Origin of the sequence: Amycolatopsis sp. NPDC005232 (assembly GCF_040607795.1) — a bacterium.
Lineage (GTDB): Bacteria > Actinomycetota > Actinomycetes > Mycobacteriales > Pseudonocardiaceae > Amycolatopsis.
On the sequence record NZ_JBEXHL010000025.1, the window covers coordinates 91,689 to 108,011 of the forward strand.

The 16,323-nt window shown below is 70.7% G+C and carries 14 protein-coding genes; 8 read left to right on the plus strand and 6 right to left on the minus strand.

Going from position 1 to position 16,323, the window contains the following annotated elements:
- Window positions 1-25 precede the first annotated feature (25 nt).
- On the plus strand, window positions 26-2,842 hold the full coding sequence (locus tag ABZU76_RS35740; RefSeq protein WP_354877749.1) for a vitamin B12-dependent ribonucleotide reductase: 2,817 nt from the start codon (window positions 26-28) through the stop codon (window positions 2,840-2,842).
- A 109-nt stretch (window positions 2,843-2,951) separates the two neighbouring features.
- Here the strand turns inward: ABZU76_RS35740 and ABZU76_RS35745 are convergent, their stop codons facing one another.
- Window positions 2,952-4,199, minus strand: a complete 1,248-nt coding sequence (locus ABZU76_RS35745; RefSeq protein WP_354877752.1) for a TetR family transcriptional regulator C-terminal domain-containing protein — start codon at window positions 4,197-4,199, stop codon at window positions 2,952-2,954.
- A 112-nt stretch (window positions 4,200-4,311) separates the two neighbouring features.
- Between ABZU76_RS35745 and ABZU76_RS35750 the strand changes: the two genes are divergently transcribed.
- On the plus strand, window positions 4,312-4,437 hold the full coding sequence (locus ABZU76_RS35750) for a hypothetical protein (RefSeq protein WP_354877755.1): 126 nt from the start codon (window positions 4,312-4,314) through the stop codon (window positions 4,435-4,437).
- Window positions 4,438-4,468: 31 nt separating this feature from the next.
- Here ABZU76_RS35750 and ABZU76_RS35755 read toward each other — a convergent pair whose 3' ends face one another.
- Window positions 4,469-6,478 (minus strand): prolyl oligopeptidase family serine peptidase, encoded by a 2,010-nt coding sequence (locus ABZU76_RS35755; RefSeq protein ID WP_354877758.1) that lies wholly within the window; start codon window positions 6,476-6,478, stop codon window positions 4,469-4,471.
- Window positions 6,479-6,659: 181 nt separating this feature from the next.
- Here ABZU76_RS35755 and ABZU76_RS35760 point away from each other — a divergent pair, with 181 nt between their 5' ends.
- Window positions 6,660-7,586 (plus strand): neutral zinc metallopeptidase, encoded by a 927-nt coding sequence (locus tag ABZU76_RS35760; RefSeq protein ID WP_354877886.1) that lies wholly within the window; start codon window positions 6,660-6,662, stop codon window positions 7,584-7,586.
- On the opposite strand, the gene ABZU76_RS35765 is transcribed toward ABZU76_RS35760, so the two are convergent.
- Window positions 7,579-8,157, minus strand: a complete 579-nt coding sequence (locus ABZU76_RS35765) for a TIGR03086 family metal-binding protein (protein WP_354877761.1) — start codon at window positions 8,155-8,157, stop codon at window positions 7,579-7,581. The genes ABZU76_RS35760 and ABZU76_RS35765 overlap by 8 nt on opposite strands.
- An 81-nt stretch (window positions 8,158-8,238) precedes the next feature.
- Between ABZU76_RS35765 and ABZU76_RS35770 the strand changes: the two genes are divergently transcribed.
- The 3 genes from ABZU76_RS35770 to ABZU76_RS35780 all read left to right on the plus strand — a co-directional run bounded on the left by ABZU76_RS35770 (window position 8,239) and on the right by ABZU76_RS35780 (window position 10,638).
- A complete protein-coding gene (locus tag ABZU76_RS35770; protein ID WP_354877764.1) occupies window positions 8,239-9,663 on the plus strand; it encodes a PLP-dependent aminotransferase family protein in 1,425 nt (474 codons plus the stop codon).
- Entirely contained in the window at window positions 9,660-10,106 is a 447-nt protein-coding gene (locus ABZU76_RS35775) for a hypothetical protein (RefSeq protein WP_354877767.1), read from the plus strand. Before ABZU76_RS35770 ends, ABZU76_RS35775 begins: the two co-directional genes overlap by 4 nt.
- A gap of 100 nt (window positions 10,107-10,206) precedes the next feature.
- The gene (locus ABZU76_RS35780; protein WP_220238120.1) at window positions 10,207-10,638 is read left to right on the plus strand and encodes a CBS domain-containing protein; all 432 of its coding nucleotides are present in this window, start codon (window positions 10,207-10,209) and stop codon (window positions 10,636-10,638) included.
- 20 nt (window positions 10,639-10,658) lie between these two features.
- Here ABZU76_RS35780 and ABZU76_RS35785 read toward each other — a convergent pair whose 3' ends face one another.
- The gene (locus tag ABZU76_RS35785) at window positions 10,659-12,200 is read right to left on the minus strand and encodes a DUF4139 domain-containing protein (protein ID WP_354877770.1); all 1,542 of its coding nucleotides are present in this window, start codon (window positions 12,198-12,200) and stop codon (window positions 10,659-10,661) included.
- Window positions 12,201-12,286: 86 nt separating this feature from the next.
- Here ABZU76_RS35785 and ABZU76_RS35790 point away from each other — a divergent pair, with 86 nt between their 5' ends.
- Together ABZU76_RS35790 and ABZU76_RS35795 are read left to right on the plus strand one after the other, a co-directional pair.
- Window positions 12,287-14,071: a Xaa-Pro dipeptidyl-peptidase gene (locus tag ABZU76_RS35790; protein WP_354877773.1), complete on the plus strand. Its 1,785-nt coding sequence runs from the start codon at window positions 12,287-12,289 to the stop codon at window positions 14,069-14,071.
- Window positions 14,072-14,228: 157 nt separating this feature from the next.
- Entirely contained in the window at window positions 14,229-14,366 is a 138-nt protein-coding gene (locus ABZU76_RS35795) for a hypothetical protein (RefSeq protein ID WP_354877776.1), read from the plus strand.
- Here the strand turns inward: ABZU76_RS35795 and ABZU76_RS35800 are convergent.
- Window positions 14,363-15,004, minus strand: coding sequence for a response regulator transcription factor (locus ABZU76_RS35800; protein WP_354877889.1), 642 nt, complete (start codon window positions 15,002-15,004; stop codon window positions 14,363-14,365). The genes ABZU76_RS35795 and ABZU76_RS35800 overlap by 4 nt on opposite strands.
- On the minus strand, window positions 15,001-16,131 hold the full coding sequence (locus tag ABZU76_RS35805) for a sensor histidine kinase (protein WP_354877779.1): 1,131 nt from the start codon (window positions 16,129-16,131) through the stop codon (window positions 15,001-15,003). The genes ABZU76_RS35800 and ABZU76_RS35805 overlap by 4 nt, the downstream gene beginning before the upstream one ends.
- Window positions 16,132-16,323 lie beyond the last annotated feature (192 nt).

Consider the following 16,323-nt stretch of genomic DNA (forward strand, 5'->3'; position numbering starts at 1 on the left):
GTGCGGGAGCGAGGGACGAGACCCGATGACCGAAACCGTGGGAACCGGCGCGGCGGCCGCCGGCCGGAGCAAGAAGAAGGCCAGTGGTGGTCTGGCCGTCAAGCGAGTCTTCACGACCGAAGGCGTGCACCCGTACGACGAGGTCGTGTGGGAGCAGCGCGACGTCGTGATGACCAACTGGCGCGACGGCAGCGTCAACTTCGAGCAGCGGGGCGTCGAGTTCCCCGAGTTCTGGTCGGTGAACGCCACCAACATCGTCACCAGCAAGTACTTCCGCGGCGCCGTCGGCTCCCCGCAGCGCGAGAGCAGCCTGAAGCAGCTCATCGACCGCGTGGTGAAGACGTACGTGAAGGCCGCCGCGGACTACAGCTACTTCTCCGGTGCAGGCGACCTGGAGATCTTCGAGCACGAGCTCACCTGGATGCTGCTGCACCAGGTCTTCAGCTTCAACTCGCCCGTGTGGTTCAACGTCGGCACGTCCTCGAAGCAGCAGGTCTCGGCGTGCTTCATCCTGTCGGTCGACGACACGATGGAGTCGATCCTCAACTGGTATCGCGAGGAGGGCCTGATCTTCAAGGGCGGCTCCGGCGCGGGCCTCAACCTCTCCCGCATCCGCTCCTCGAAGGAACTGCTGACCTCCGGCGGCACGGCGTCCGGCCCGGTTTCGTTCATGCGCGGCGCCGACGCGTCCGCGGGCACCATCAAGTCCGGCGGCGCCACGCGGCGCGCGGCGAAGATGGTCGTGCTCGATGTCGACCACCCCGACATCGAGGAGTTCATCCAGACCAAGGCGCGCGAAGAGGAGAAGATTAAGGTCCTCCGCGACGCCGGGTTCGACATGGACCTCTCCGGCGCGGACATCGCGTCGGTGCAGTACCAGAACGCCAACAACTCCGTGCGCGTGTCCGACGAGTTCATGCAGGCCGTGGAGAACGGCACGGAGTTCGGGCTGCGTGCCCGCCTCACGGGCGAGGTCATCGAGCGCACCGACGCGAAGAAGCTGTTCCGCACCATGGCGCAGGCCGCGTGGGAGTGCGCCGATCCGGGCGTGCAGTACGACGGCACGATCAACGACTGGCACACCTGCCCGGAGTCCGGCCGCATCAGCGCGTCGAACCCGTGCAGCGAGTACATGCACCTCGACAACTCCAGCTGCAACCTCGCGTCGCTGAACCTGCTGAAGTTCGTGGCTGACGACGGCACGTTCGACGCGCCGCTGTTCGCGAAGGCCGTGGAGTTCGTGATCACCGCGATGGACATCTCCATCTGCTTCGCCGACTTCCCGACCGAGCCGATCGCCGACACCACGCGCAAGTTCCGCCAGCTGGGCATCGGGTACGCCAACCTCGGCGCGCTGCTGATGGCGCTGGGCCACGCGTACGACTCCGAAGGCGGCCGCGCTCTCGCCGGCGCGATCACGTCGCTCATGACCGGTGTGTCGTACCGGCGCTCAGCGGAGATGGCCAAGGTCGTCGGCGCGTACGAGGGATATGCGCGCAACGCCGAGCCGCACCAGCGCGTGATGCGCAAGCACGCCGCGGCCAACGAACTGGTCCGCACCTACCACTCCAACGACGCGGCCGTCCGCGCGCTGGCCACCGAGGAGTGGCAGCGCGGCATCGAGCTCGGCACGCGTCACGGCTGGCGCAACGCGCAGGCTTCGGTGCTCGCGCCCACCGGCACCATCGGTTTCATGATGGACTGCGACACCACGGGCATCGAGCCGGACTTCTCGCTGGTGAAGTTCAAGAAGCTCGTCGGCGGCGGGTCGATGCAGATCGTGAACCAGACCGTGCCGCGCGCGCTGCGGGTGCTGGGCTACCAGGACGAGCAGGTGGAGGCGATCGTCGAGTATGTGGCGCAGCACGGCCACGTCGTCGACGCGCCGGGCCTGCGTCCCGAGCACTACGAGGTCTTCGACTGTGCGGTGGGCGAGCGCTCCATCGCGCCGATGGGCCACGTGCGGATGATGGCCGCGGTGCAGCCGTTCCTGTCGGGCGCGATCTCGAAGACGGTGAACATGCCGGAGACGGCGACCGTCGAAGAGGTCGAGGAGATCTACTTCCAGGGCTGGAAGCTGGGCCTCAAGGCGCTGGCGATCTACCGCGACAACTGCAAGGTCGGCCAGCCGCTGTCCACGGCGAAGAAGAAGGAAGCCGAGCCGGAGCCGGAGAAGGTCGTGGAGTACCGCCCGGTGCGCCGCCGCCTGCCGAAGAAGCGCCCGAGCCAGACTGTGTCGTTCACCGTCGGCGGCGCCGAGGGCTACCTCCACGCGGGCTCCTACCCGGACGACGGCCTCGGCGAGATCTTCGTCAAGCTCGGCAAGCAGGGTTCGACGCTGGCGGGCGTGATGGACGCCTTCTCGATGTCGATCTCCGTGGGCCTGCAGCACGGCATCCCACTGGAGTTCTACGTCTCGAAGTTCTCCAACCTGCGCTTCGAACCGGCCGGCATGACGGACGACCCGGACATCCGCATCGCCACCAGCGTGATGGACTACCTCTTCCGCCGCCTGGCCCTCGACTACCTGCCGTACGAGAAGCGCTCGCAGCTTGGCATCTTCACCGCCGACGAACGCTCGGCCGAAGTGGAATCCAGCTACGGCGGCATGGACCTCGAAGATCTGCGCACCAGCGTCGACTCCTCCCCGGCCTCCGCGACAACTTCGGCCGCCGCGCCCACCCCCGCGGCCGCGGACGCGCACTCCACGGCCGAACTGATGGAACTCCACCTCGGCAAAGCCGCCGACGCGCCGTTGTGCATGACGTGCGGCACGAAGATGCGGCCCGCGGGGTCGTGTTACGCCTGTGAAGGGTGTGGAGCTACGTCGGGTTGTAGCTAGCTGATTGTCGTGAAGTGGTGAAGCGGGGAGCCGGGTTTCCGGCTCCCCGCTTTGTTTTGCCGGCGACCGGATTTCCGCACAGGATCTCCACACGTCCTCCCGCTGGGGATCACATCGGTGCGACAGCATCGGGCGCGTGGAGTGGCTCAGGGAGTTCAGGGAAGAAGCACAACGGCGGCGAGTGCGGCCGGAGCCGGAGTGGGGGCGCGGGGCGCGGCTGGACCCCTTGGTGGTGCGGAGCGTGCAGCGGTTCCAGGTGGGGGAGTCGGGGGACGGGGCCAACCTGATCGCCAAGGCGGACCCGCGGTTTCGGCCCGCCGTCGAGTTGTTCGTGGCCGAGGAGCAGAACCACGCGCGGCTGCTGTCCGAACTCCTCAGGGCCGCGGGGAGTGCGACGATCCACCACCACTGGTCTGACACCGTGTTCGTCTGGCTCAGGCGGGCGCTCGGGCTCAGGCTGGAGTTGATGGTGCTCCTGATCGCCGAAGTCGTGGCGCTGAGCTACTACCGGGCGCTGAGGGATGGCACCGGCGATCCGCTCACGAAGGAAGTCGCGGCGAGGATTTTGGCGGATGAGGAGCGGCATGTGCCGTTCCACTGTGATCAGCTCAGAGGGGCTTTCCCCGGGGCAAAGGGAAAAATCGTCGCCGGCGGGTGGCGGATTCTGTTGCTGGGGGCGTTGGCGGCCGTCACAGTCGATCATGGCAAGGCGTTGGGGGCGCTCGGAGTCACGCGGCTCGCCTTCGCGGCGGGGGTGCTGGGGCGGTTCGAGCAGGTGGTCGTGGATGTCCACGGTGGACGGACGTGTCCGGTGGCGACGAGGCCGTTCACGCGTCGGGCGCGGCCGCGGGGTCTGCTCTGACCCCAGTGAGGCGAGGTGTACTCGCAGGACGTCGCGGCAGACCTGGGGCGTGGTGGCGTCCGGTTGGAGGGCCGAGCGGAACGTGAGGCCGTCCAGCAGAGCGGCCAAGCGCTCGGCTTCCAGGTCGGCCGCGGAAGCCGGCAAGCGCATGGCCTCGATGATGCGGCGGGCCAAAGTCAGCGTGCCTCGCAGCGCCTCGTGGGCCAGGGCGGTCAGGTCGGTGTCCACGCGGGCCGCGACGAGGAACTCCACCAGCACCGTGGCTTCGGCGCGGCGGGGGGCGTCGAGGGGGAGCAGTTCGGCCAGGAAGTCGGTCAGTTGTGAGGCCGCCTCGTCGGGTGTCAGCTCCGAAAGGGGCCGCAACGAGACGCGGCGGCGCTCCAGGCGGGCGGTGACCCGGTCGATCGTCGAGCGCGTGGCGAAGCGCATGAGGTCGCGCTGGCCGTCGAAGTAGTGGCGGACCGAGCCGATGTTCAGGCCGGACTCCGCGGCCACCGAGCGCAGTGACACGGCCGGCAAGCCGTCGCGCGCGGCGAGGCGCAGGACGGCGTCCGGCCCGGCGTGGGAGCCGCGTGGCGAGGGAAGCGCTCAACCGGTTCGACGACCGGTGAACGGCGACGAGCTGCTGCACCACCTGCTGCTGGACCTGCTGGTCAAGGGCCTGATCGGCCTCGGCGCGGTGGTGGTACTGGTGATCGGCGCCGTCGTGATCTGGCGCAGGGCGGGGAGGTGAAGGGGGCGCCGGTCACGGCGCCCCCACCACGTCAGGCCAGCCGCGACCACAGGAACTCGAACACCAGCCCCCACTTGAACGCCAGCTGCGCGTTGTCCGCCGCGCCGCCGTGGCCGCCTTCGATGTTCTCGTAGTAGCGCACGTCGTGGCCCTGCTCCTGCATACGCGCCATCATCTTGCGGGCGTGGCCCGGGTGCACGCGGTCGTCCCTTGTGGACGTGGCGAACAGGGTCGGCGGGTACGTCCGTCCCTTGTGGACGTTGTGGTACGGCGAGTACTTCGCGATGTACTCCCACTCCTCGGGCACGTCCGGGTCGCCCCACTCGGCCATCCACGACGCGCCCGCCAGCAGCAGGTGGTAGCGCTTCATGTCGAGCAGCGGCACCTGGCTCACCACGGCGCCGAACAGCTCCGGGTACCGCGTGAGCATCACTCCCATCAGCAGCCCGCCGTTGCTGCCGCCGAGGATGCCGAGCCGTGCGGCCGTGGTGATGCCGCGGGTGACGAGGTCACGCGCGACGGCGGAGAAGTCCTCGTACACCTTGTGCCGGTTTTCCTTCACGGCCTGTGCGTGCCACTCCGGCCCGTACTCGCCGCCGCCGCGGATGTTCGCGACCACGTAGGTGCCGCCGCGGGCGACCCAGCCACGGCCGATCACGCCGCTGTACGCGGGCGTCAGCGAAACCTCGAAGCCGCCGTAGCCGTTGAGCAGCGTCGGGCCGTCCTGCGCACCGGGCGGGCGCACCACGAAGTACGGGATCTTCGTGCCGTCTTCCGACGTCGCGAAGTACTGCGCGACCTCGATCCCGGCCGCGTCGAAGAACCCCGGCGCCTGCTTGAGCACCTCGACCTCGCCGCCGACCTCACCCCGGTTCAGGGTCGAGGGCTGCAGGTAGCTCGACGAGTCCACGAGGTACTCGTCGCTCTCGTCCGGGTCGGTGCCCACGATGTCCGCGCTGCCGAACTCCGGCGCCCCGCCCAGCGGTGCCTCCGTCCAGCCGTCGGGGCCGGGCGTGAGCGCGACCAGCTCCGTCTTCACGTCACGCAGCTTCGCGAGCAGCACGTGGTTGCGGGTGAACGTGTAGTACTCGAGCGAGGTGTGCGCGTCCGGCGTGAACAGCGCGGTGAAGTCCCGCTCGCCCGCCAGGAACGCGTCGAACCCGATCACGAGCAGCGCGCCGGCTGGATGCACGGTGGCGCCGACGGTCCACGGCGTGCGCGGCTGCACGTACAGCCATTCGCGCTCCACCGACAGCTCCACGTCGTCGGGCAGGTCGAGCTTCTCCAGCCCGGACGGCGTCCGCAGGAACACCTCGGTGCGGTAGAAGTCGATCGAGCGGTGCACGAAGTCGCGCTCGAACGCTGGAGTCGGGTCGTGGAACGCGACCACCGCGACGTCGTCCGGTTTGCCCTCGAACACCAGCTCCGCCGATTCGACCGGCGTGCCTCGGCGCCATTCCTTCGTCAGCCGCGGGTAGCCGGACGTGGTGAGCGTGTCCGGGCCGAAGTCGGTGCCCACGTACACGCGGTCCTCGTCGATCCAGCCGACGCGGTTTTTCGCCTCGGTCAGGAAGTAGCCGCCTTCGACGAACTCGTGCGCGTCCAGGTCGAACTCGCGCACCACCGTCGCGTCGGCGCCGCCGCGCGAGAGCTGAACGAGCCCGAGCCGGTGGCCGGGCCTCAGCACCGCGGCGCCCTTCCACACCCAGTTCTCGCCCTCGGCCTCGGCCAGCGCGTCGACGTCGAGCAGCAGCTCCCAGTCGGGTTCGGGCTTGCGGTACTCCTCGAGGGTGGTGCGCCGCCACAGCCCGCGCGGGTGCTCGGCGTCCTGCCAGAAGTTGTAGAGGTTGGGCCCGCGGCGGGTCACGTAGGGGATGCGCCCGCCGGCGTCGAGCACTTCGCGGACCTCGTCCCGCAGCGCGGCGAAGCGTTCGCCGGAAGTGAGCACGTCCAGCGTCTCGGCGTTGCGCGTGCGGACCCAGTCCAGTGCCTCGTCGCCGGTCACGTCTTCCAGCCACAGGTACGGATCTTCGTCACTCATGGCCCCAGTCTCTCCGCCGGGCGGGGGTTCCGGCCACCCGTCCGGCGTTCCCGTTTCGTGATCCCGCCCGGCCGGGTGCTCCGTATGCTGGAGCGCGCGGTTGACAGGGGGAGCGCACTTGAGTGAAAACGCGGGCGGGGTGCCGCCGAGGGAACCGGCCGGGCCGCCGCCACCGCCGCCGATGGCGGCCCGGCCACCCGCCGTGAATCCGTGGGCACCGGTTTCGTCCGGTCCGCCGCGCCGCCGTAACGGCGGGGTCGTCGGCGGAGTCATCGCGCTCGTCATCCTGGTCGCCACGGCCGGGGTCATGGCCGTGGTCCCGAATGAGCTGTCCGGCCACGCGATCGCCGTGCCGAACTCCGTGCACCGCTCCGACGCGTCGCCGGGCGACGGAGCCCGCGTCGACCCCCGCGCGGTGCCCGAGCTGGAGACCAACCCCATCCTGGCGAACGGCGTGAAGCTCGGCGCGGTGTCGTGCGAGCTGCCGCAGCTGGGAGACACCGGGCCCCAGCTGTCGGCGTTCTACGAAGCGCTCAGCGGCTGCCTGGAGCAGGCGTGGCGCCCGGCGCTCGACCGCGCGGACGAGCCGAGCGTGAAGGTCGCCGTCTCCGTGACGCTGCCGAAGGTGAGCGCGTGCGGGGCGGCGCCGTCGAAAGACCAGGCCGTGGCCTACTACTGCGGCGGCGACACCACGATCTACGCCCCCACCGACTGGATGCTCTCGGACGCCGGGCTGAACCGCTCGCGCCACCTCGCGACCATTGCGCACGAGTACGGCCACCACGTGCAGAGCGAGAGCGGCATTCTGACCGCGGCGGCCGACCGCATGAGCTCACCGGACCAGGACAGCCCCACGGACCTGGCGCTGGTGCGGCGCATCGAGCTGCAGGCCAACTGCTTCGGCGCGCTGTTCATCGCCGCCGCGGAGGGACGCGGCTCGATCAGCCGCGCCACGGCCAACGCGGCCGTCGCCGACTACGGCCGCGCCGACGACAGCGACGACCACGGCAGCCGCGCCCACCAGCTGTCCTGGGCGAAGGCCGGCTTCACGGCCCAGAACACGGCCGCGTGCAACACGTGGTCGGCGCCGGCCGACAAGGTCAGCTGAGCTTCCAGGCCGGGTCGCGTCCCAGCAGCCCGATCAGCCGGTCGAGCTCGTCGGCGCCCTCGGGCACCTCGACCAGCGCGCCGAACGCGCCGCTCACCGCGCGTTCGTCCGGGTCGGTGGGCACCATGGCGGCGAAGCCGAGGGCGGCCGTCACAGCTTCCGGCACGGGCTCGTACGCCACGCCGAAGGTCTTCGCGAGGTCCCAGCCGTGCACGACCGTGTCGACGAGGTGCATGGCCGCGGCGATCTCGGCGGCGAACGGCCCGATCTCGTGGATCTTCACCTGGCGGCGCAGGGCACTGTCTTCGCCGTACGCGGCGAGGAAGTCGTCGACCGACGCGGCGTAGGAGGTGTACGCGTCTTCGCCGAGGCGCCCGGCATCCCAGTCGGCCGCTTCGCCGCGGCGCAGGGCTTCGGCGAAGGCGTGGTTTTCACTGACCTGGTGGCGAAGCAGGTCGGCCAGCGTCCAGCCTTCGCAGGGGGTGGGGCGGGAAAGGTCCGTCTCGGTGGCTCCGGCCACGATTTTGTCGAGGACGAGCAGAGACTGGCGGTCGAGTTCGAACGTGGTCATACCCGGACGCTAGCCGCCTCAGCGGACCAGCTGAAGGTCCAAAACCAGCCGAACTCCGGTGGACCAATCTAGGCTGGCGAGGTGGACCTGCACATCGACCTGACCGGCCGCCGAGGCCACCGCGACGAGATCTACCGTCAGATCCGGGAGGCCGTGCTCGACGGCCGGATCCGCGACGGTGACGCGCTGCCGCCCACGCGCGAGCTGGCCCAGCGGCTCACCGTCTCGCGCACCACGGTCAGCGCGGCCTACGAGCGCCTCGCCGCAGAGGGGTTCCTCAACGCCCGACCCGGCGCGGGCACGTTCGTCCGGTCGGGTGCGGCGCCGTGGCCCGCCGAGCCGGCGGCCGAGCAGTCCGAGGAGGCCGTGCGCCCGCGTCCGGAGTGGGCGGCGGTGCCGCGCCCGCCGCGCTCGTTCGGGCCCGTGGCGGAGTACGACTTCCGCTCCGGCGTGCCCGATGTGCGCCTGTTCCCGTTCGACACCTGGCGCCGCCTGATGACGCAGCGGTTGCGCGCGTCGCAGGCCGATCTGCTCATGTACGGCGCGCCGCAGGGCGATCCCCGGCTGCGCGAGGGGCTCGCGCGCCACCTCGGGGTGTCGCGCAACGTCCGTGTGCGCCCGGAGGACATCGTTGTCACGACGGGAGTCCAGCAGACCGTGGACCTCGTCGCGCGGGTCCTGCTGCAGGCCGGTGACCTCGTGGCCGTGGAGGATCCCGGGTACCCGCCGCCGCGGCTGCTGCTCGGCACCCTGGGCATGCGCGTCGCGGGCGTGCCGGTGGACGGCGAGGGGATTGTCGTCGAGGCGATCCCGGCCGGCACGCGGGTTGTGTACGTGACGCTTTCGCACCAATGCCCGCTCGGTGTCGCGATGTCGTTGGCGCGGCGGCAGGAACTGCTCGACTGGGCCGAGCGCACGGGCGCGGTGATCATCGAGGACGACTACGACAGCGAGTTCCGCTACACCGGACGGCCGCTGGAACCGTTGCACAGCCTGGATTCCCGCGGCCGCGTGGTGTACGTGGGGTCGATGTCGAAGGTGCTCTCGCCGGCGTTGCGGGTGGGGTTCCTGGCCGCGCCGCCGTCGCTCGTGGGCGCGCTCGCCAAGGCGAAGTACCTCGCCGACTGGCACACGCCGGCGCTCGAACAGGCCGTGCTGGCCGACTTCATCGACGAAGGCGGCTTCGCGCGCCACATCCGGCGGATGCGCAAGATCTACCGCGAACGCCACGACATCCTCGTCGACGGTCTGCGCAGCGAATTCGGCGATGTGCTCGACCCCGTACCCGCGGCGGCCGGACTGCACCTGGGCGCTTCGGCCGACCGCGATCTGAGCTTGGTGGCCCGTAACGCGCGCGACGCCGGCGTACGCCTGTTGTCCCTCGGCGACTTCTCGATGACCCGGACCTGCCACGGATTGCTGTTCGGCTACGGTGCAATCACGGCCGAGGCCATCGAACCGGGACTGGCCCGGCTGCGCCGGGTGTTCGACGAGGGAGTGCGATGACCGACGACGTGATGGTGGCGATCGACGCGGGCCTGCGCAAGCACATCGCGGGCGACCGCGCGGGCGCGCGCGAGACCTTCCTCGCGCTGTGGCAGGAGATCGGCGAGGACGGCGACCCGCTGCACCGCTGCGCGCTGGCCCACCACCTCGCCGACGTCTGCGACGAGCCGGCCGAAGAGCTCGAGTGGGACCTTCGTGCCCTCGCTGCCGCGGACTCCCTCACCGACGAACGCGCGCAGCAGTACCACTCGACGCTCGCCGTGCGCGGCTTCTACCCGTCGCTGCACCTCAACCTCGGCGAGGACTACCGCAAGCTCGGTGACCTCGACGCCGCGCGCCGGCATCTCGCGTCGGCCCGGGAAACGCTCGACGCGCTGGGCGAGGACGACTACGCCGCCGGCATTCGCGCCGCGCTGGAAGGCCTGGCAGAACGGTTGGTGTGAGCACTCCATACCACGGGTGAACGCGGTTCGCCGGACTTTCGCACTCGGCACCCGGGCCCTAACCTGGTGTGACCCAACTCGACGAGGAGAGGGGAACACCATGCGGATCGCGGATCTGCTCCGGTCCAAAGGCGCTGCTGTCGCCACGGTGGCTCCGGGGACCACGGTGACCGAACTGCTCGCCGGGCTCGCCCGCCACAACGTCGGTGCCATGGTGGTGGTGACACCTGAAGGCGCCATAGCGGGGATCGTGTCCGAACGCGATGTGGTGCGTCGGCTCAACGATCACGGCCCCATGGTCCTCGACGGTCCCGTCGCGGACATCATGACGAAGATGGTTGCCAGCGCCGGGCCCGACGACTCGGTCGACGAGCTGAGCGTGCTGATGACCGAACGCCGTATCCGGCACGTGCCCGTGCTCGAAGACGGCCGCCTGGCCGGCATCATCAGCATCGGCGACGTGGTGAAGTCCCGGATCGAGCAGCTCGAGAAGAGCCAGGAGCAGCTCGAGGCCTACATCGCGCAGGGCTGAGTCTCTCAGGGCCGGCGGGGTCATTCCCGCCAGCCGCTGAGCTCCACCCCCTTGGCGACGTCCACGCGGTAGGCGAGCGTGACCGTCCCGGTCGCACCGGGCGCGAGCGTGAGCCGCCACGTGAACTCGCCGAGGTCGGTGGTCTCCACCGGGTCCGGCGTCGCGCGCACGTCCCGCACCGTGATGGCTTCGTCGCGGGAAACGGGTGCCTGGTCGAGCACGGTGACCACAGCTTCGCGCGGGCTGTGGTTGGTCACCGTGGTGCGGTACTCCGCTTCGCGGCGGCGCTGGCCCGACAGCGTGGCCTTGCTCGCCGTGCGCCGCACGAGGTCGCGTTCCACGCGGATGCGGTCGTCCACGCCGAGGGCGAGTTCGAGTTCTTCGCCCGGAGCCCACAGATCAAGCCGGGTGGTGCCGACGAACTCGGTGTCGTGGAAGACGGACGCACGCCCGGCGCGCAGCGTGTGCTCGCCGGTGTTCACCACGGTTGCGCGCAGGTACGCTTCCGTCGCCTGCACGGGCGCGGACACGTAGCCGAGCTCGGCCGTCAGATCGAGCTGTGCCAGCGTGGTCCGGTGCCCCTGCGAGCCCGACGGGATCGCGACCGGGCGCGACGGCCGGTAGGTGACCGCGGTGGTGCCCTGCTCCGCCTCGGCGAACACCGGGGCCATGCGGCGCAACGAAACGGCCTTGTCCCGCACGGCGGCGCTGCCGGGCGCGGCCGCGGCGAACGCGGCCATCGGTCGGGCCGGCGGGGCCGGCTGCACGCGGTCGAGGAACCACGGGTCGAGCTCCGGCACCACGACGGTGCTCGCGGGGCGCGCGGTCGACAGGGCGAGCTCGCACTCCGGCCAGTCCTCGCCGGTGTGCTGGCTGACCAGGCCGAAAGAGGTCACGGTGACGTCGGTGTCGCGCACGCGCACGTCGTAACCCGGCTCCCAGCTGGCGCCGGGGACCACATAGGACAGTTCGACTTCGATCTCTCCGGTGTCTTCCTGCGGTTCGAGGTCGATGGTGACGCCGGCACTGTCCTGTTCGGACTGTGCGCTGTGGTTCGCGATCCGGCGTTCCAAAGCCGCGAGGTCTTCGCGCATCCGCTCGAGGCGTTCGGTGAGCGCCCGGCGCGTGCGCAGCGCGGCGGCGAGCTGGCCGCCGAGCGCCTCGGTGACCTCCTCGACGCGCGTCGGGCCCGCGACGCCCGACGCCAGTGCCTTCGCGAAGCTCGCCCCGCTGCGTTTCGCCACGCCCGTGAGCAGCTCGACCTTCGCGGCTTCGGCCGCTTCGTCGTCGGCGGCGGCGTCGATCGCGGCCTGGTCGGTGCGGCGTTGCTCGACGAGCGCGTTGAGCGCGGGGTCGGCGGGGCCCGCGTGCTGCTCGTAACCGACGTCGACCCCGGTGATCAGCGCGGCGCCGGTTCCCGTGACGCGCACCGATTCCGTGTCGAGCGCCAGGGGCAGGCCGGTGATCCGCACGCGGGCGCCCTCGGCCAGGTTCGCCCGGCCGCGGCGGGTGATCCGCGCGTGCTGCGGGTAGACGGTCACGGCGACGATCGGAGCATCCATGACCCCGACGTTAGTCGGTTGACGGCGGCCGCGGTTGCCGGAAGTGTCGGGGGTGATCGCCCGCTTCGTCCGGCTTGGGGGTTCTGGTGGGAGCTGCTCGGATCGCGTCCGTGCTCGCTGCGGTGCTCGTGCTTCCGCTCGGAACGGGGGTGGCGCAGGCGGATCCACCACCCGCGCCGGTGTTCTCCGACGGGCAGGCGCAGCCGGTGTTCGACCCGGCCGACGTGGTGCGCGAGGACGTCTGGGTCACCGCACCGGTGGACAGCGACCACGACGGGCAGGACGACCTCGTCCACGCGCAAGTGGTGCGACCACGCGCGACGGACGCCGGGATGAAGGTGCCGGTGGTCTACGAGGCGAGCCCGTATTTCGCGGGTGGCAACGACGTCGCGAACCACAACGTGGACGTGGAGCTGTCGGCGCCGGATTCCTCGCGGGTTGCCGCCACCGGCGTCGGCCCGCACGCGGCGCCGCCGATCCGCTGGAGCTACCAGGACTACTTCACCGCGCGCGGCTTCGCCGTGGTGTACGGGGAATCCCTGGGCACGGGGCTGTCCACGGGCTGCCCGACGACCGGTGATGTGAACGAGACCGTCGGCGCGCGGTCGGTGGTCGATTGGCTCAACGGCCGCGCCCCGGCCCGCGACGAGGCCGGCGCGCCCGTGACGGCGGGCTGGAGCACCGGGCACACGGGCATGATGGGCGTGTCCTACAACGGAACCCTGCCCAACGCCGTCGCGAGCACGGGTGTTGAGGGCCTCGAGACGATCGTGCCGATTGCCGCGATCTCGAACTGGTACGAGTACTACCGCAACGACGGCGCGGTCGTCGCCGCCGGCGGCTTCCAGGGCGAGGACGCCGACGTGCTGGCCGAGTACGTCTACACGCGCGCCGACCGGCAGATCTGCCGTCCGGTGATCGACGGGCTCACCGCCGACCAGGACCGGGTGACCGGGGACTACGGGCCGTTCTGGGACGTGCGGAACTATCGCAACGACGCCGAGCTGGTGCACGCGTCCGTGCTCGCCGTGCACGGGCTGAACGACTGGAACGTGAAGACCGACCAAGTCGCTTCGTGGTACGAAGCCTTGAAGGCGCACGGCGTGGAGCACAAGATCTGGCTGCACCAGTCGGGCCACGCGGACCCTCTGTCGCTTCGCCGCGACGTGTGGCTCGTGACTTTGAACAAGTGGCTCTCGCACTACCTCTACGGGGTCGACAACGGCATCGAGCGCGAACCGAAGGCGACGATCCAGCGCGAGGACAAGTCCTGGGTCGACGAGGCCGACTGGCCCGCGCCCGGCACTCGTGACGTGCAGGTCCACCCGTGGCCGGGCGGCCGCGCGAAGGGCACGCTTTCCGCCGTCGCCGTGCCCGGCCGTCCCACAGTGGAGGTCTTGGCCGACGACGCCTCGAAGACCGTGCAGCAACTCGCCGACGCGGCTTCGTCGGGCAACCGCCTGCTATACGGGACTCCCGCGGTGAAGTCGCCGCTGCGCCTCTCGGGCACCGCGCGGGCCGACCTGCAACTGTCGTTCGACCGGCCCGCCGCCAACGTCACGGTGGCGCTGCTGGACCGCGCCCCGGACGGTAAGTCCTTCGTGATCACGCGCGGCTGGACCGACCCGCAGAACCGTGTTTCGCCTTCGGTGACTTCGCCGATCGTGCCCGGGACTTCGTACCGCATCGGGGTTTCCCTGATGCCGAAGGACTACGTGCTGGCAGCCGGGCACCGCCTGGAATTCCTCGTGGCCTCCAGCGACCACGACTACACCCTTCGGCCGCGCCCGGGAGCCGGGCTGTCGCTGGACCTCACGCGCACGTCGCTGACCCTGCCGGTCACGGGTGAGAAGCCGGCGCTGGGGTTCTGAGCGACCTTTGCGGAGACGTGGTGGTCCCGGCTGACTTGTCCACACCCCGACCCCGCCTTGCCGGAGTTGTCCACAGTTCTCCGCTCGGCCGATTTTGGCCCCTCACCTCGGTAAACTGGGACTGGGGACGCCCCCCGAGGAGGGCGGGGGTGTGCTGGTGGGCGGTCTTGGAGTCCGTCAGCGCTTCGCCTTCGAGGAGGGCGGCGTCGTCGGCGACACCGTCGTCCCCGACTCCGTCCCGGACGCGGCTTTCACCGCCGCGCTGCGGCCGTACGTCGAGGCTGTACGGCGCTAGTCCGCGATCCCCGCCCGGTACGCGAACGCGACCGCCTGGGCACGGTCCCGCAGGCCGGCCTTGGAGAACAGGTGGTTCACGTGCGTTTTGACCGTGGCCTCGCTGACCACCAGCTCCCGCGCGATCTCCGTGTTCGACAGGCCCGCCGCGATGAGGCGCAGCACCTCGATCTCGCGCGCCGTCAGGCCCTCGACCTCGACCGCGCGCACGGGGGCCCGGCGCGTGGCGGCGTCGACGAGGCGGCGTTGAAGCTCGCCGTCCACTGTGGACTGTCCGGCCGCGGCGGAGCGCAGTGCACGCGCGATGGCCTCGGCGTCTGCGTCCTTCGTGAGGAAGCCGCGGGCGCCGGCGCGCAGGGCGCCGAGCAGGGACTCGTCGTCGGTGTAGGTGGTGAGGACGACGACCTCCGTGGCGGGGTAGCGCTCGCGGACGGCCTCGGTGGTGGAGACGCCGTCGCGGCGGGGCATGCGCAGGTCGACCAGCAGCACGTCCGGGTGGTGCTCGGCGACGAGCTCCAGCGCGGCGTCGCCGTCGGCGGCCGCGCCGACCACCTCGACGCCGGGCAGCAACCCCAGCAACGTCACGAGGCCCTCGCGCACCACGGCCTGGTCGTCGGCCAGCACCACGCGCAGGTTCACGCCGGCACCGTCAGGTGAATCCGCCATCCGTCCTCTCCCGGCCCGCTGTCCAGCTTTCCTTCGAGCAGCGCGACCCGCTCGGCCATGCCGCGCAAACCGTATCCCGCCGCAGGCGCGTCCGGCGGACGGCGGCCTTGGCGATCGAGCACCGTCAGCTCGACGTGTGACTCCGCGAAGGCGAGCTTGACGTCCACATCGGCTCCCGGTGCGTGCTTGCGCGTGTTCGACAGCGCCTCCTGCACGGCGCGGACGAGCGCGGTGGTCACGCCGGCGTCGAGGTCCCGCGGCTCGCCCTCCACGACCAGGTCGGCGCGCGCCCCCGTGTCGAGGCGGTAACCCGCGAGCAGGTCGGCCACGGCACGCTGCGCGGGCACCGCGTCTTCCCGCAGCGCGGCGACGGCCTTGCGCGCCTCGGACAGCCCGTCCGAGGCCAGCTTCTGGGCTCGTTCGATCTGGGCGACGGCTTCGGGGCTGGCGCCGTCGCGTACGAGCATCAGCCGGGCGCCCTGCAGGTTGAGCGCCAGGCCGGCCAGGGAGTGGGCGAGGACGTCGTGGACCTCGCGGGCGATGCGCGTGCGTTCGGCCAGCGCTGCAGCGCGCGCGTGCTCCTCGGTGGCGGTCTGCGCGCGGGCCAGCGCGAGCTCCGTCTGCTCCAGCCGCGCCGCACGGTCGCGCCGGCTCGCGGCGAGCAGCACCATCACGATGAGGATGGCGAACAGCGCGAGCGCGTTCAGCCATTCGAGCTGGTGCACCACGGCCCACGCGACGATCGCGCCGGCACTCGACACCAGCACCACCGCGGTCAGCGCCCGGCCGAACGTCCGCAGCGTGTAGAACGTCGTGCTGAACATCGCCACCGACATCCAGCTGTTCGGCTCGAGCACCCACAGCGCGCCCGCCGCCGCGACCACCACCGGCATCGCCGCCGGCAACACCCACGCCGGCCTCGACGCCGGCGTCGCGGGCAGCAACGGCGCCGACGCCACCAGCGTCACGCCGAACAGAACCCACGCCCACCACCCCGTGAGGTACGGGATCGAGATGATCAACGGGAACACCACGAATCCCCAGCGGACCCAGTCGGGCGAGCCGAGCCGCCGGCGGTTCCCGGTGGTCGTGGTGGTCATGTCCCTCCCCGGTGCTTGTAGGGAGAATGTACGGGAGGACGCCTCGCGTGGTGGGCAGGCGCAGGGTGTGAATGCGTTTCACGGAATGGTTTTCCGCCGTCGGGGCCGGCGTCGAAAACAGGGTCGGTCGAGGCCGTTCGCCGTCGGGACAGCCGTTGCTACCAGGTGGTTTGCCCGTCATGTACGCAAAAT